This is a genomic window from Sphingomonas trueperi (assembly GCF_040545665.1).
Classification (GTDB): domain Bacteria; phylum Pseudomonadota; class Alphaproteobacteria; order Sphingomonadales; family Sphingomonadaceae; genus Sphingomonas; species Sphingomonas trueperi_B.
Map to the genome: position 1 here is coordinate 616,472 of NZ_JBEPMH010000002.1, position 15,199 is coordinate 631,670.

At 68.4% G+C, this 15,199-nt stretch carries 15 protein-coding genes; 2 read left to right on the forward strand and 13 right to left on the reverse strand.

The window, feature by feature from the left end; translation table 11 throughout:
* Positions 1-8: 8 nt before the first annotated feature.
* The 11 genes from ABIC65_RS10330 to ABIC65_RS10380 all read right to left on the reverse strand — a co-directional run bounded on the left by ABIC65_RS10330 (position 9) and on the right by ABIC65_RS10380 (position 11,024).
* On the reverse strand, positions 9-914 hold the full coding sequence (locus ABIC65_RS10330; RefSeq protein ID WP_354308465.1) for an SPFH domain-containing protein: 906 nt from the start codon (positions 912-914) through the stop codon (positions 9-11).
* 131 nt (positions 915-1,045) lie between these two features.
* Complete coding sequence (gene pal, locus ABIC65_RS10335) at positions 1,046-1,558, reverse strand: peptidoglycan-associated lipoprotein Pal (protein ID WP_354308467.1); 513 nt, start codon at positions 1,556-1,558, stop codon at positions 1,046-1,048.
* A gap of 66 nt (positions 1,559-1,624) precedes the next feature.
* Entirely contained in the window at positions 1,625-3,022 is a 1,398-nt protein-coding gene (tolB, locus tag ABIC65_RS10340; protein ID WP_354308469.1) for a Tol-Pal system beta propeller repeat protein TolB, read from the reverse strand.
* Positions 3,023-3,032: 10 nt separating this feature from the next.
* Positions 3,033-3,965: a cell envelope biogenesis protein TolA gene (locus ABIC65_RS10345; protein WP_354308470.1), complete on the reverse strand. Its 933-nt coding sequence runs from the start codon at positions 3,963-3,965 to the stop codon at positions 3,033-3,035.
* 13 nt (positions 3,966-3,978) lie between these two features.
* The gene (gene tolR, locus ABIC65_RS10350; protein ID WP_354308471.1) at positions 3,979-4,419 is read right to left on the reverse strand and encodes a protein TolR; all 441 of its coding nucleotides are present in this window, start codon (positions 4,417-4,419) and stop codon (positions 3,979-3,981) included.
* Between the two features lie 4 nt (positions 4,420-4,423).
* Positions 4,424-5,110 (reverse strand): protein TolQ, encoded by a 687-nt coding sequence (tolQ, locus tag ABIC65_RS10355; RefSeq protein ID WP_354308472.1) that lies wholly within the window; start codon positions 5,108-5,110, stop codon positions 4,424-4,426.
* A 6-nt stretch (positions 5,111-5,116) separates the two neighbouring features.
* The gene (locus tag ABIC65_RS10360) at positions 5,117-5,569 is read right to left on the reverse strand and encodes a YbgC/FadM family acyl-CoA thioesterase (RefSeq protein ID WP_354308473.1); all 453 of its coding nucleotides are present in this window, start codon (positions 5,567-5,569) and stop codon (positions 5,117-5,119) included.
* A 225-nt stretch (positions 5,570-5,794) separates the two neighbouring features.
* Complete coding sequence (locus tag ABIC65_RS10365) at positions 5,795-6,559, reverse strand: exonuclease domain-containing protein (RefSeq protein ID WP_064310968.1); 765 nt, start codon at positions 6,557-6,559, stop codon at positions 5,795-5,797.
* Positions 6,560-6,684: 125 nt separating this feature from the next.
* The gene (topA, locus tag ABIC65_RS10370; protein WP_354308475.1) at positions 6,685-9,282 is read right to left on the reverse strand and encodes a type I DNA topoisomerase; all 2,598 of its coding nucleotides are present in this window, start codon (positions 9,280-9,282) and stop codon (positions 6,685-6,687) included.
* 92 nt (positions 9,283-9,374) lie between these two features.
* On the reverse strand, positions 9,375-10,274 hold the full coding sequence (yghU, locus tag ABIC65_RS10375; RefSeq protein WP_354308477.1) for a glutathione-dependent disulfide-bond oxidoreductase: 900 nt from the start codon (positions 10,272-10,274) through the stop codon (positions 9,375-9,377).
* Positions 10,275-10,406: 132 nt separating this feature from the next.
* Positions 10,407-11,024, reverse strand: coding sequence for an outer membrane protein (locus ABIC65_RS10380; RefSeq protein WP_354308478.1), 618 nt, complete (start codon positions 11,022-11,024; stop codon positions 10,407-10,409).
* Positions 11,025-11,143: 119 nt separating this feature from the next.
* Between ABIC65_RS10380 and ABIC65_RS10385 the strand changes: the two genes are divergently transcribed.
* Positions 11,144-12,598 carry a hypothetical protein gene (locus ABIC65_RS10385; protein ID WP_354308480.1) on the forward strand — a complete coding sequence of 485 codons (1,455 nt, stop codon included), beginning with the start codon at positions 11,144-11,146 and terminating at the stop codon, positions 12,596-12,598.
* A 4-nt stretch (positions 12,599-12,602) separates the two neighbouring features.
* On the opposite strand, the gene dprA is transcribed toward ABIC65_RS10385, so the two are convergent.
* Positions 12,603-13,682, reverse strand: a complete 1,080-nt coding sequence (dprA, locus tag ABIC65_RS10390; protein ID WP_354308481.1) for a DNA-processing protein DprA — start codon at positions 13,680-13,682, stop codon at positions 12,603-12,605.
* A complete protein-coding gene (plsY, locus tag ABIC65_RS10395) occupies positions 13,675-14,259 on the reverse strand; it encodes a glycerol-3-phosphate 1-O-acyltransferase PlsY (protein WP_121073856.1) in 585 nt (194 codons plus the stop codon). The genes dprA and plsY overlap by 8 nt, the downstream gene beginning before the upstream one ends.
* 139 nt (positions 14,260-14,398) lie before the next feature.
* Here plsY and murI point away from each other — a divergent pair, with 139 nt between their 5' ends.
* Positions 14,399-15,196, forward strand: a complete 798-nt coding sequence (gene murI / locus ABIC65_RS10400; protein WP_354308483.1) for a glutamate racemase — start codon at positions 14,399-14,401, stop codon at positions 15,194-15,196.
* Positions 15,197-15,199 lie beyond the last annotated feature (3 nt).

Here is a 15,199-nt window from a genome sequence, read left to right on the forward strand (position 1 = left end):
CCACGGCCTTACTGGTAGAGCGAACCGGCATTCACCACCGGCTGGGTGTCGCGCTCGCCGCACAGCACCACCATCAGGTTCGAGACCATCGCGGCACGGCGCTCGTCGTCTAGCTCGACGACATTCTTGGCCGAAAGCTGGTCGAGCGCCATCTCGACCATGCCCACCGCGCCCTCGACCAGCGCCTTGCGCGCCGCGACCACTGCCTGGGCCTGCTGGCGCCGCAGCATCGCGCCGGCGATCTCCTGCGCATAGGCGAGATGGGTGAAGCCGCACTCGTCGACGGTGATGCCCGCGACCAGCAGTCGCTCGATCAGCTCGGCGCGGAGTTCGCCACCGACCTGATCATGGTTGCCGCGCAGGGTGACTTCCTGATGCTCGAAATCGTCATAGGGGTAGCGCGAGCCGATGGTGCGCACCGCCGCCTCGATCTGGACGTTCACGAACGCCTTGTAGTCGTCGACGTCGAACAGCGCCTGCGCGGTGTCGGTCACCCGCCAGACCACCTGCGCCGCCATTTCGATGGGGTTGCCGCGCAGGTCGTTCACCTTGATCTTGTCCGAGATCATGTTGTTGGCGCGGACCGAGACCTTGGTCTTGATCAGCCACGGCCAAGACCAGCGCAGGCCGGTGGTGCGATCGGTGCCGCGATAGTCGCCGAACAGCAGGATCGCCGCCGCCTGGTTGGGCTGGAGCAGGTAGAAGCCGCACAGCACGAAGAGAAAGACGAGCGACGCGAGCACGATCCAGGCGACCACCATCCAGTCCGGCAGCCGGTCGATCTGCGTGAAGGCCAGCCCGCCCAAGGCCAGCGCCGCCACTGCGACCAACAACATGCCGTAGCCGCTCGCCGTCTGCGCGACCGTTTCGCGGCTTTGCCGCAATGCGGGTGCGGTGCTCCGTACGTCCGTCATTTTTCCCTCCTGAATTATGATATCATATTTATATCGATTCAGGGGGCTCCACAAGCGGATTCGGCTGGCACGAAAAAGGCCGCCGGGGCATGTCCCCCGGCGGCCTCGATCTTTTGCCGTCAGGCCCGAACTCAGTTCAGGACGAGCGTCACCGCGCGACGGTTCTGCGCCCAGGCGGCTTCGTCCGAACCCAGCGCGATCGGGCGCTCCTTGCCGTAGCTGATCGTGGTGATGCGATCGGCCGAGACGCCCTGCGCGGCGAGATAGTTCTTCGCGGCGTTGGCGCGGCGGTCGCCCAGTGCGAGGTTGTATTCGCGAGTGCCGCGCTCGTCGCAATGCCCTTCCAGGGTGATGCGGACGTTCGGGTGCGCGACCAGCCACTTCGCCTGGCTGTCGAGGATCGTGCGCGACTGCTGGTCGACGTCATACTGGTCGAGGCCGAAGTGGATCGTGTCGCTCGTCACCTCGCGGCGGAACTGCTCGGAGAGCGGCGTCGCCTGCGTCGTCTCGCCATTGCCATAGGGCTGGCTCGGCGCCGGGGTCTCGGTCGGCGCGGGCGGCAGCTCCTTCGGCGGCTTCTTCGAGCAGGCCGCGGTGGCGACGAGCGCAACGCCGAGCAGCAGGCTGGGGACGAGCTTGGTCATGAAATCCTCCTTGTCAGTGGTTTCGCGCATGCCGCGCAATCGTTACGCTAGAGTTTCTACTTGGTGTCAGGGACGCACGGCGCCCCAATTTGGATCCGAACCATCGAGCGGCGTCGGCACTTTTCGCGTCGCGCGGCCGGTGAGATCGACCGTCCACAGGTCGGGGCGCCCCGATCCCTGCGCCGAGCGGAAGAAGATGATCACGCGGCCATTGGGTGCCCAGCTCGGGCCTTCGTCGCCCCAGCTGTTAGTGAGCAGCTGCTCGCCGCCGCCCGAGGGGTTCATCACGCCGATGCGGAACGCGCCGCCGCCCATGCGGGTGAAGGCGATCTGATCGCCGCGCGGGCTCCACGCCGGGGCCGCATAGCGCCCGCCGCCGAAGCTGATGCGGTGCTGGTTGGAGCCGTCCGCATTCATCACATAGAGCTGCTGGGTGCCGCCGCGATCGCTTTCGAACACGATCTTGGAGCCGTCGGGCGAATAGCTGCCGCCGGTATCGATGCCGGGCGAGGTGGTCAGCCGCTGCGGAGTGCCGCCGCTGGCCGGCACGCGGTAGATGTCGGTATTGCCACCGACCGCCATCGAGAACACCACCCAGCGCGCATCGGGCGACCAGTGCGGCGCGAAGTTGAGCGCGACGTTGGCTACCAGCGTGCGGTCCTGGCGCGAGCCCAGGTCGTAGATGTGGATCGACGGGCGATCGCGCTCGAAGCTCATGTACAGGATCGCGTTGAGCTTGGGGCTCAGGCGCGGGGTCAGCACGATCGACTGGCCGTTGGTGAGGAAGCGGTGGTTCGCGCCGTCCTGGTCCATGATCGCGAGCTGCTTGCGGCGGCGGTTCTTCGGCCCGCTCTCGGCGATGTAGACCACCTGGGTGTCGAAATAAGGCCCTTCGCCGGTGAGCCGCGCATAGATCGCGTCGGCGCACTTATGCCCCGCACGACGCCACTCGCCGGGCGAGACGACGAAGCCCTGGCGGATCAGCTCCACCTTGGACGACACGTCATAGAGATAGCAGCCGACGGTCAGCGTGCCGTTGGAGTTGGCGCGGACATAGCCCTGCACCAGCGACTGCGCGCCGGTGCCGCCCCAATAGTCATAGGCGGGCGCGGTCACTTCGGGGAAGGCGACGGTGCGCAGCTGCGCCGGTGGTACCGGCGTGAACAGGCCCGAGCCGCGCAGATCGTTGGTGATGATGTCGGCGAGCTTCTGGCCCAGCACGTCGGTCGAGCCCGCGGGCGTGTCGACCACCGCAGACGTCGGCATCGTCGGGATCGCGATCGGCATCGGCGCGGAGATGCCGCCGACGATGTCGATCACCGGCTGGCCGCCGCCCTGCTGCGCCGGCTGCGCGGCCTGGGCCTGCGCCTCGGGGCTGTTGGCGATCGGCGGCGGCGGAGTCGTCTGGGCATGGGCCGCGGTCGCGAAGCACACCGTCGCAAGGGCCACAAACTTGAATTTCATCGCTTCATCCTCATCCAGGCAGCTTGTAGCTGAACGCCAGGCTCTTCCAGCCACTCGGCACGGCGTAGAGATTGGCGGGCAGCCCACGGATCGGCGTGCAGCCCTTGAAGGTGGCGATCGCCAGATCCTTCACCCGCTCTACATACCGACCATTGGTCGCATCGTTCCCCTGTACGCCGGTAATGTCCGGATCGCCCGCCAGCGAGCCGTCCGGATTGAAGTTGATCCGCAGCAGCACGCGGATGCGCTCGGCGCCCGGCCCGGGGGTGACCTGGCGGTTGGCGCAGGGCTGGATCTGCCGCGCGATCACGCCGCGGAAGCTCGCCACGTCCTCGGCCGAGGCCTTGCTGCCGGGGTTCTGCAGCGACGTGCTGGCGGTATTGTTGTTCGAGCGGCCGAGATCGAGCCCGGCAAGGTTGCCGGTCGGCTTCACCGGGCGGCGCGCGCTGCCGGTGGCGGCGCTCTGCGACGGCGCGTTGCTCGGCTTGGCGGGCGCGGCCTTGGAGGGCGGTGCCGGCTTGGCGGGCTGGGCGGGCTTGGCCGGCTGGGGCTTCTCGGCGGGCGCCGGCTTGGGCTGCGGCTTCTCGGCCGGTGCCGGCTTCGGCTTCGGCTGCGGCGGCTGCGGCTTGGGCTGCGGCGCCGGCTGCGGCTGTGGCGGCGCAGGTTGCGGCTTGGGTTGCGGCTGCGGTTCCGGCGAGGGCGGCGGCGCCGCCTCCGGCTCCACCGGCGCCTCGACCGGCGACTTCTTGGCGGCCAGTTCCTCCTGGCTCGGCACCGGCGCGCTGCTTTCCAGCCCCACCTTGTCGGCGAGCGAGATGTCGATCGGGATCGCCTTGGGCGGCTCCTGCGGCGGCGTCTTCGCGAAGCTGAGCACGAGCGCGGCGAACACCGCGGCATGCGCCGCGATGGAAACGCCGAGCCCGATCCGCTCGCTACGGTCCATGGTCTCGCTCACCTCAGCGCTGGTCGCTCGGTTCGGTGAGCAGCGACACCTTGTTGAGGCCGGCCTGGTTGAGCTCGCCCATCACCCGCATCACCTTGCCATAGCCCAGCGCGGTATCGCCGCGCAGATAGATGGCGGCGGGCTTGCCGTCGGGGCCCTTCTTGGCGGCGATCGCTTCCAGCTTCGCGGGCAGCTCGGCATCGCTCACGGCGTCATTGTCGAGGAACACCTGGCCCTTGTCGTCGATCGAGATCTGGACGGGCTTCTGCTCCTGGTCGAGCGCCTTGGCGCGACTCTCGGGCAGGTTCACCTGCACGCCGGCGGTGAGCAGCGGCGCGGTGACCATGAAGATGATCAGCAGCACCAGCATCACGTCGACCAGCGGGGTGACGTTGATCTCGGCCATCGGCGTGCGGCGGCCGCGGCCCTTGCTGGAGGGGAGGTGCATGCCCATCGGCTTAGCTCTCCATCTCCAGGCGACGGCTCAGCGTCGCGTGGAAGCCGTCGGCGAAGCGGTGGAGACGCGCCTCGACGCGGTTCACGGCATGGCTGTAGCGGTTATACGCGATCACCGCTGGAATGGCGGCGAACAGGCCGATCGCGGTGGCGAACAGCGCTTCCGCAATGCCCGGCGCGACGACCGCGAGCGACGAGCTCTGTGCCGCGGCGATGCCGGTAAAGCTGCGCATGATGCCCCAGACGGTGCCGAACAGGCCGACAAAGGGTGCTACCGACCCCACCGTCGCGAGGAAGTTCAGCCGATCCGAAAGCCGGTCGATCTCCATCGCGACCGTCGCGCCCATCGCGGTGGCGAGGCGTTCGCGCGTGCCTTCGCGGTCGATCGTCTTGCCGGCGGTCGAGCGGCGCCATTCGCTCACACCGGCGGCGAACACGCGCGCGATCGGCTGGTCGCGGCCGGCGGCGCGGCGGTGGAATTCGTCGAAGTCATCGGCCTCGCGATATTCGGTCTCGAAGCGCTGCATCTCCTTGCGGATCGCGCTCACCTTCAGCGCGAAGCCGACGATGATCGTCCAGGTCCACAGGCTGGCGAGGAGCAGGCCGATCATGACCAGCTTCACGACGATGTCGGCCTGGAGGAACAGGTGGATCGGCGACAGGACGGCACCGGTTGTGACGGACGGCATGGACGCTTAACTCTCCTTCCACACGAGCGGTTCGAACGCGGCAAGCCACTCGGCCGGCTGGCGGCGCGGGCGACCGCCCGGGCCGACAAAGGCGACCTCGACGGTCCCCTCGGTGACTATGGTTTCGCCCCGCATGACTCGTTGCTGAATATCCACGACGGCGGCGCGCAATCGGGTCAGTCTGCTGACAACCACCAGCGTGTCCCCGAGTTTCGCCGGCGAACGATAGCGAATGTCGATCCCCGCGACCGCATAGGCGCCACCGCCCGCCTCGAACACGGCGCGCTGGTCGATCCCCATGCAGTCGAGCAGGTCGGATCGGGCGCGCTCCATGTAGCGCAGATAGTTGGCGTGATAGACGACGCCGGTGAAATCGGTGTCCTCGAAATAGACGCGGAGCGCGAACTGGTGCGTGCCGTCGACGATACGACCGGCCGGGGCTTCGGGGGTGGTGGTCATGAATTGGCCTCCTAGCGGAGGCATCTCCGGAGAGGAACCCCAAAGGGGGCTATCCTTTCGTAGGAGGGGGGCGGCAGTTCGGAGCGAAGAGGTTTGGCCATTCTAAGCCCCTCCCCTTCACGGGAGGGGTTGGGGTGGGGCCGTGTCTCACAGAGACCGACAAGCGTTCTGGAATCCCTCCACCCCCCACCCCTCCTCCAAGAAGGAGGAGGGGCTTAAGCGGCGTCAGAACAGCAGCCGCTGCGTGGAACCGCCGCGCCCGACAGGCGCGCCGCCCCGTCGCCGGGACAGCTCGGTCTCCGCGGTGAAGCGCACATCCTCGTCCCGGTCGGTGAGGAAGCCTTCGAGCGAGTCCTCGGAAATCTCGCTCCAGTCCTTGCCGCGATCGGGGCCGTAGCGCACGCGCGGCAAGAGGCCGGGCTGGCTCGACCATTCGATCAGCTGCGCGACGCTCGCCTGGTTGAGCATGTCGCGCAGGTGGAACGCCGTCACATAGGCGTCGGGAAAGGCGCGGTGCGCGGGCAGCCCGCGCTCATGTTCCATCCCCTCCGGCCGGCGCCAGTAGCGCAGCATCTGATTGGAGAAGCCAGGGCTGTCCGGCCACAGCCGCAGCGCGCATTTCCAGGTGCAGATCCAGTCGGCACCGCGGGTGAGCGCGGGCGTGCAGAACTGCTCCTCGAAGCTCGCCCGGTGCGCAGCGAGCGCGACGCGGCGCGGCCAGGGATCGAGGATGGGACGTGCGACGTCGTGCCAATAGGGCGCATCCGCCACATCCTCGTCGCGGATATGGTGGATCGCCATGGTCAGCGGCGGAATGCCGCGCCCCGGATTGACGAGGCGGTTGCCGCCCTCGCCCTGCAGTTCCCAGCGGCCGTCGGCGCCGAGCGCGACGTCCTGCCAGCCGATCTCGCATACGGCGTGAACGGGCGGCTTGTCGCCGGTGGTTTCTAGGTCGATGACGCGGATGATCGAAGGAGGTGGCGGAGCCATGGCCGCGATGTGGGGGCTTTTCGGGCGAAATGCCAGCCGAAAGCGTGGGTGGAAAGGACGAAGACGAAGACACCCACGAACCGTCATCCCGACGAAAGTCGGGATGACGACGAACAGGCCGGCCCTTACTCCGCCGCCTTCTTCTTCGCGGGTGCCTTCTTCGCGGCAGGCTTCTTGGCCGCGCTGGCCTTCTCGCCCGCCGCCGCCTTGGCCGCAGGCTTCTTCGCCGCGGCCTTCTTGGCCGGCGCCTTCTTCTTCGCCTTCCCCTTGGCCGGCCCCTGCGCCGCCTTGGCGTCGATCAGCTGGGCGGCTTCCTCCAGCGTCAGCGCATCCTTGTCGATCGTCTTGGGCAGCGTCGCGTTGGTCTCGCCGTCGGTGAGGTAGGCGCCGTAGCGGCCCTCCATCAGCTTAATCTCGGCCTCCGTGCGCGGATGCTTGCCGAACACCTTAAGCGGCTCGCGCGCCGCCCCGCGCGCCGGGCGACCGCCGCCCGCCGCCGCTTCGGCCAGCTTGACTACCGCCGCGTTCATGCCGGTCTCGAACACCTCGGCGGTGGACTGGAGCCGCGCATATTTGCCGTCATGCGCCAGATACGGCCCGTAGCGCCCGATCGAGGCGGTAATCGGGTTGCCCGTTTCCGGATGGTTGCCGATGGTGCGCGGCAGCTTGAGCAGCTTGAGCGCCCATTCCAGATCGAGATCGACGTCCTTCGGGATCGAGGCGCGCGCCGCATCCTTGCCCTCGCCGAGCTGGATATACGGCCCGAACCGGCCCGACTTGCGCTCGACATTGAGCCCCGTCTCGGGATCCTGGCCCAGCACTTCCGGACCGGTGTCCTCAGACCCCTCGCCGCCCGGCTGGCCGAAGCGGCGCGTGTACTTGCACTGGGGATAGTTGGAGCAGGCCACGAAGGCGCCGAACCGTCCGCCACGCAGCGCCAGCTTGCCGACGCCGCAATTCGGGCAGAGCCGCGGATCGCTGCCGTCCGCCTTGGCGGGGAAGAGATACGGCTCCAGGAACTGGTCGAGCGCCGCAGTGATGTCGGAGGGCTTCTGCTCCATCACCTCGGTGGTGCGCGGCTTGAAGTCGCGCCAGAAGGCTTCCAGCACCGCCTGCCACGCCGCGCGGCCGCCGGACACGTCGTCCAGCTCTTCCTCCAGCTCGGCGGTGAAGTCGAACGAGACGTATTTCTCGAAGAAGCGCTCGAGGAACGCGGTCAGCAGGCGGCCGCTCTCCTCGGCGAAGAAGCGGTTCTTCTCCACCCGCACATAGGCGCGATCCTTGAGCACCTGGATGATCGAGGCATAGGTCGACGGCCGGCCGATGCCGAGCTCTTCCAGCCGCTTGACCAGCGAGGCTTCGGAGAAGCGCGGCGGCGGCTGGGTGAAGTGCTGCTCGGCGTTGACCGCCTTCTTGGCGGGCGAGGCGCCTTCGCTCATGCGCGGCAGGCGGCGGCTGTCCTCGTCGCCCTCGTCATCCTTGCCCTCTTCGTAGAGCGCGAGATAGCCGGGGAAGAGCACCACCTGCCCGGTGGCGCGCAGGCCGTGCTGGCCGGTGCCGTCCGCCAGATCGACGGTGGTGCGCTCCATCCGCGCCGAGGCCATCTGGCTGGCGAGCGCGCGCTTCCAGATCAGGTCGTAGAGCTTGGCATGGTCGCCCGAGCCGGCGCGGTCCTTGCCGAAATCGGTCGGGCGGATCGCCTCGTGCGCTTCCTGGGCGTTCTTCGCCTTGGTCTGGTACTGGCGCGGCTTGTCCGGCACGTAGCTGCCGTCATAGCGATCGGCCACCGCCTTGCGCGCCGCCTGGATCGCCGAGGGGTCCATCTGGACGCCGTCGGTACGCATATAGGTGATCGCGCCGTCCTCGTAGAGCGCCTGCGCGATCCGCATCGTGTGGCTGGCCGAGAAGCCGAGCTTGCGCGCCGCTTCCTGCTGCAGCGTCGAAGTGGTGAAGGGCGGCGGCGGGTTGCGCATCGCCGGCTTGGTCTCGACCGAGACTACCGTGAAGCGGCCTTCCTCGACCGCCTTCTTGGCGGCCTCGGCGCTGCCTTGGTCGCCGATCGACAGCCGGTCGAGCTTCTCGCCCTTCCACTTGACGAGCCGCGCCTGGAACGGCGTACCGTCCGATTCCATCTCGGCGATGACCGACCAATATTCCTGCGCGACGAAGCTCTCGATCTCGCGCTCGCGCCCGACGATCAGCCGCAGCGCCACCGACTGGACGCGGCCCGCCGACTTGGCACCCGGCAGCTTGCGCCACAGCACCGGCGAGAGCGTGAAGCCGACGAGATAGTCCAGCGCACGGCGGGCGCGATAGGCGTCGATCAGGTCGGTATCCAGCGCGCGCGGGTGCTGCATCGCGTGGAGGATCGCCGGCTTGGTGATCGCGTTGAAGGTGACGCGCTCGACCTCCTTGGGGAGCGCCTTCTTGTTGCGCAGCACTTCCTGCACGTGCCAGCTGATCGCCTCGCCCTCGCGATCAGGGTCGGTCGCGAGGATCAGGCGGTCGGCCTTCTTGGCCTCGTCGGTGATCGCCTTGAGCTGCTTCGACTTGTCGGCATAGGTCTCCCACTCCATCGCGAACGATTCGTCGGGGTTCACCGACCCGTCGCGCGCCGGCAGGTCGCGGACATGGCCATAGCTGGCGAGGACCCGATAGTCCTTGCCCAGATACTTCTCGATGGTTTTCGCCTTGGCGGGCGACTCGACGATGACAAGCTGCATGAAGTGTTCGATCGTTTCCTACGTGTACGCGTACGAGGATGGGGAAGCCCGCCGCATCGCGTCAAGCGATTGCGGCAGGCTTCGTGTTCGGGTCAGGCGATCGCCCGGATCCGCTCCAGCACCACGTCTATATCGTGCGCCGAATGGCGTTCGGGAACCCGCTGGTCTTCGGGACCGGTGCCGCGATTGACCAGCCGCCCGCGCCGCACCGGCTCACGATCGGCGATTTCGGCGGCCCAGCGCAGCACGTTCGGATATTCCTGGGCATTAAGGAACACGTCGGCGCCCGCATAGGTCTCGCCGCGCACCACCGCGCCGTACCAGGGGAAGATCGCCATGTCGGCGATCGTGTATTCGTCGCCGACCATGTAGCGGTTGTTCGCCAGATGCGTGTCGAGCACGTGGAGCTGGCGCTTGGCCTCCATCGCGTAGCGATCGATCGCGTACTGGATCTTGACCGGCGCATAGGCGAAGAAATGGCCGAAGCCGCCGCCGAGGAATGGGGCCGACCCCATCTGCCACATCAGCCAGCTCAGCGTCTGCGCGCGCTTCGCGGTATCGGTCGGCAGGTAGGCGCCGAACTTCTCGGCGAGATGAATCATCATCGCGCCGCTCTCGAAGATCGGCAGCGCGGGGGTGCTCGAACGGTCGACCATCGCGGGGATCTTCGAGTTCGGGTTGATCGCGACGAAGCCGCTGCCGAACTGGTCGCCCTCGCCGATGTTGATCTTCCAGGCGTCATATTCGGCGCCGGCATGGCCGGCGGCGAGCAGTTCCTCGAGCAGGATCGTCACCTTCTGCCCGTTGGGCGTGCCGAGCGAATAGAGCTGGATCGGGTGCTTGCCGACCGGCACTTCCTTGTCGTGCGTCGCGCCCGAGACCGGCCGGTTGATGTTGGCGAACTGGCCGCCATTGCCCGGCGCCCATTCCCACACCTGGGGCGGGACATAGCCGGCGGGAAGATTGTTCGCGGGATCGGGGGCGTCGGCCATGCTGGTGTCTCCTCGGAGGAACTTGCCGGCGGCATGTAAGGCGCGGGCGGCGACTTGCCAGACCCACGCACGACAAAGGGCCGGGCGCAGCTCATCGCCGCGCCCGGCCCCTTGCAGCAGTGCATGCGCCGATTAGCGGAAGCGGATGCCGACGCCGGCCATCACGCGCTGGCGCGCGGTGTGGTCGTTATACTGCGAGCGGACATACTGGACGTTCGCATAGACCGGCATGCGGGTCTCTTCACCGGTGAACGAATATTCGACGCCGCCGCCGACCTGATAGCCGTCGGTGCGGAAATGGTCGTAGAACGAGGTCTGACCAGCAGGCGCATCGAAGCGCTTGCGCTGCTCGTTGCTGACATAGCCACCCTTGGCGAAGATCAGCAGCTGCGGGGTAGCGAGCACGCCGGCGCGGACTGCGGCGCCATATTCGTCGAACGACTTGTGGCACACCGAACCGCCCTGCGTGCCTGCGGTGCAATTTTCGGTCCAGTCGCTGGCGCGCCAGTAGCTGCCCTCGGCGCCGATCACGATACGATCGCCGATCTGGCCGTCGAAGCCGATGGTGCCGCCATAGCCGAACTTGTCGTTATGGACGCCCTGCGACTGGAAGCGGTCGCCACCGGCATTGGCTTCGATGCGGATGCCGCGGAAGCTGGTGCCGTTGCTGCTGGTGGTGGTATCCTGGGCCTGGGCGGCCGTGGCGGTGAAACCGAGTGCCGCGATGGCGACGATGAACGCTGAACGCATACGAATACTTCCCTTGGATTGGAGGGTTTTTGCCATCGCCGAAACCCTCCACCGGCCAAAGGTTTCCGCGACGCAGCGGAAAAGGAATGCGACCGTGGCAAAGATGCAACAGGCTGAAGATGCGTCGGCGCGGTAGCGTCGCGCCGCGCGTGCTTGCCGCCAGCGGCCCGACGCGGCAAAGCCGCGGGATGCCCGCCGGCCCGTTTGCCCTTCGCTACCTCGTTCGCCCGCTGCTGCTCGCCGGAGGGGCGGTGCTGGCCTGCTATCTGCTGGCGCTGGTGCCGCGCGAGGTGCATCCGCTTGAGCTCACCTTCAACTCGATGCTCGATCATTTGCTTCGCGGGCGGTTCGATGTCGACCCGAGGGTCGTCGGCCGCGAGGGGTTCACGATAGGCGGCCAGGTCATGGCCTATTGGGGAATCTTTCCGGCGCTGCTGCGGCTGCCGATGACGCTGTTTCCCGGCTGGCGGTACCTCGACTTCACGATCGGCTCCTGCCTGATCGCACTCGCGGGGATGGTGACCACCAAGCTGTGGACGCTGCGGCTGATCCGGCGCGAACTGCCCACCCTCCCCGCCTGGCTGGACCGGGCGATGGTGGTGGTGCTGGTCCTGTCCGGCGCGCAGACCTGCTTCCTGCGCTTCAGCCTCTACCAGGAAGTGTGCCTGTGGGCGGCGCTGTGGGGCGCGCTGTTCGTCGCCGCTGCGATCCATGCCCAGCTGCGCGGGTTGGGCCGCGGGGCGCTGCTGGTGATGGCGCTGACTGCGGGATTCGCGATGCTGACCCGCGTGTCGCTCGGCATCGGGCTGGTCGCCGCGTTTGGCGGCGTGCTGCTGATCGAAGCGGTGCGCAGCCGCGCGGATCTGCGCGGCTGGCTTGCCGCTGCCGGCCTGCCGGTGCTGCTGCTGGCGCTGTTCGGGCTGATCACCGCCGGGGTGAATATCGGGCGCTGGGGCAATCCCTTCACCTTCGCCGACTATCACCACTACAACTACAACGAATGGTATCCGGACCGGATGGTGCGGATGGCCGAACAGGGCCTGTTCAATCTCCGCCGCGTCCCGTTCGGACTGATCTATTATTTCGCCCCGGTGTGGGTGCTGCACGGTGCCGACGGGCAGCTGCTGCTGGAGGCCACCCGCACCAAATGGATCGATGCGGCCGAGCTGCCGCCGAGCAGCTTCCTGCTCACCGATCCGCTGCTGCTGGTGCTGGGCGCGCTCGCGATCCTCGGCTGGATGCGCCATGCGACCGCCGATCGGGCCCGCGGCATCGCGGTTGCGCTCGGCCTCGCCATCCCGGGCGGACTGATGCTGTGCGCGGTGAGCATGAACTTCCGCTACCGGCTCGATTTCTACCCGCTGTTCGAGTTTCTCGCCTTTTCGGGGCTGATCCTTGCCGGCCGTGGCGGCGCGGCACCTGGCCCGCGCTGGACGGGAGCGCTGGCAACCGTCTCGGTGCTCGCCTCACTGCTGGTCGGCGCCGCCTATCTGGTCGGGCGGCTGGGGCCCGGCCAGCTGCTGATCGGCGACGGCATCGGTACCTATTATCTCCAGGCGTTCGGGCTGCGCTGAGCGGCTAGCGCAGCGATACCCGCGCGCCGGCGTGCCGCTCCAGCCGGCCGGCCAGTTCGAGCTCGAGCAGCACCGTATGCACCACCGCGGGCGCGCAGCCCGACTGGCGGATCAGCTCGTCCACCCCCACCGGCACGGGACCGAGCAGCCCCGCCACCCGCCGGCGATCGGCATCGCTGGCATCCTCCGGGGGCGCCGCGCCGAAGCGGTCGCCCGGCGCCCGCACCCCCCGCGAATCGATCGGCCGCACCTGTTCCCAGATGTCGTCGGCCGATTGGACCAGGATCGCACCCTCGCGAATCAGCAGATTGCATCCCTGCGCGCGCGGATCGAGCGGCGAGCCCGGCACCGCCATCACCTCGCGCCCGGCCTCGGCGGCGATCCGCGCGGTTATCAGGCTGCCCGAACGCGGCGCGGCTTCCACCACCACGGTGCCGAGCGACAGCCCGGCGATGATGCGATTGCGTGCCGGGAAGAAGCGCGCCAGCGGCTCGGTGCCCGGCGGCTGTTCGGTGACGAGCAGGCCCTGCTGCGCGACCCGCTCCTGCAATTCGGCATTTTCGGGCGGGAAGACGATGTCGATGCCGCTGGCGATCACGCCCACCGTGCCGCCGGCGAGCGCCCCCTGGTGCGCGGCGGTGTCGATCCCGCGCGCCAGGCCGGAGACCACGGTGGCACCCTGCTCGACCAGCCCGATCGCGAGCTGGCGGGCGAAGCGGCACGCCGCCGCCGAGGCGTTGCGCGCGCCGACCATCGCGACGCAAGGCCGCTCCAGCAGTGCGGTGTTGCCGCGCAGGATCAGCGCGGGCGGCGCATTGTCCAGCTCGGCGAGCAGCGGCGGATAGGCGGGATCGTCGAGTAACAGATAGCGTGCGCCGAGCCGCTCGACCGCGGCGATCTCGCGCCGCACTGCGCCGGCATCGGCGATCTGCGGCGCCCGCCCGCCGCCACGCGCGGCGAGCATCGGCAGCGCCTCCAGCGCCGCCTCGGCGGTGCCGAAGCGGGCGATCAACTGGGCATAGGTGACGGGACCGACATTGGCGGAGCGCAGCAGCCTCAGCCGCGGCTCCCGCCCGTCAGCCACGCTTGCTGCCGACCCTGGGTTCGGCGCCGCTGAGCAGCCGGTCGATATTCTCTCGATGCTTCCACAGCACGATCAGCGCGAGCGCGAGCAGCATCAGCACCAGGTCGAGCCGGCCGAAAAAGGCCGCGCTCACCGGCGCGCTGACCGCCGCCGCCATGCCGGAAACGGAGGAGATCCTCACCGTCGCCAGCAGGCCGAGCCACACCGCCGCGTAGACCAGCCCCGAGGGCCAGTAGAGCGCGAGCACAACGCCCATCAGCGTCGCCACGCCCTTGCCGCCGCGGAACTTGAGCCACACCGGATAGCAATGGCCGATAAAGGCCGCCGTCGCCGCCAGCGCGGCGGTGCCGGGCAGGAAGGCCGCGGCGAGCAGCACCGCCACCGCGCCCTTGGCCATGTCGAGCAGCAGCGTCGCCGCCGCGAGGCCCTTGCGGCCGGTACGCAGCACGTTGGTCGCGCCGATATTGCCCGATCCGATCTGGCGCAGGTCCCCCGCCCCCGCGGCGCGCGTCAGCAGCACACCGAATGGGATCGAACCGAGCAGATAACCGAGCAACAAGGCCCCGGCCGGGGCCATCCATGGAACTTCCGTGGGCAATGCGGCCCCCTTTCGTTCCTCCGTTTAGCCGCATCCCTTACCCGAACGCAATGATCTGCATCAGCGTGCAGACGGGCGCCATGTTGACGCTGGCGCGCTGCCTCGGCCATGGCGGGGAATGGCCGATCGTCGTCCCGTGCTGTTCTTCGATTCCGGTGTCGGCGGCTTGTCGGTGCTCGGGCCCACCACCGCGCTGCTGCCCCAGGCGCCGCTGGTCTATGTCGCCGATTCGGCGGGCTTCCCCTATGGCACCAAGAGCGAGGCGGAGATCGCCGCGCGGGTGCCGGCGCTGCTCGGGCGACTGGCGGAGCGCTACGATCCGCGGCTGATCGTGATCGCCTGCAATACCGCCTCCACGATCGCGCTCCAGCATGTCCGCGCCGCGCTCGACCTGCCGATCGTCGGCACCGTGCCCGCGATCAAGCCGGCGGCGGAGACCAGCCGCACGCGGACGATCGGCGTGCTGGGCACCGCGGCGACGGTGCGTCAGCCCTATGTCGACGACCTCGCCGCGCGCTTCGCCGGGGACTGCACGGTGCTGCGCCACGGTTCGGCCGCGCTGGTCGAACTGGCCGAGGCCAAGCTGGCGGGCGAGACGATCGCGCCGGAGGTGATCGCCAACGAACTCGACGGGCTGTTCCACCAGCCGGGCGGCGACCGCATCGACGTGATCGTCAATGCCTGCACGCATTTCCCGTTGCTGGAACCCGAGATGCGCGCGGTAGCCCCGGAGGGCGTGCAGTTCGTCGATGGCGGCCCCGGCATCGCGCGCCGAGTCGCCTATCTCACCCGCGATCAGAGCTGGCCCGCCGACCTGCCCCCCGGCCGCGCCGTGTTCACCGCGCGCGACCATCGTGCGGACGCGCTCATCCCGACTCTGGCCCGCTACGGGCTCAGTCGAATCGAGACGCTATAGGGC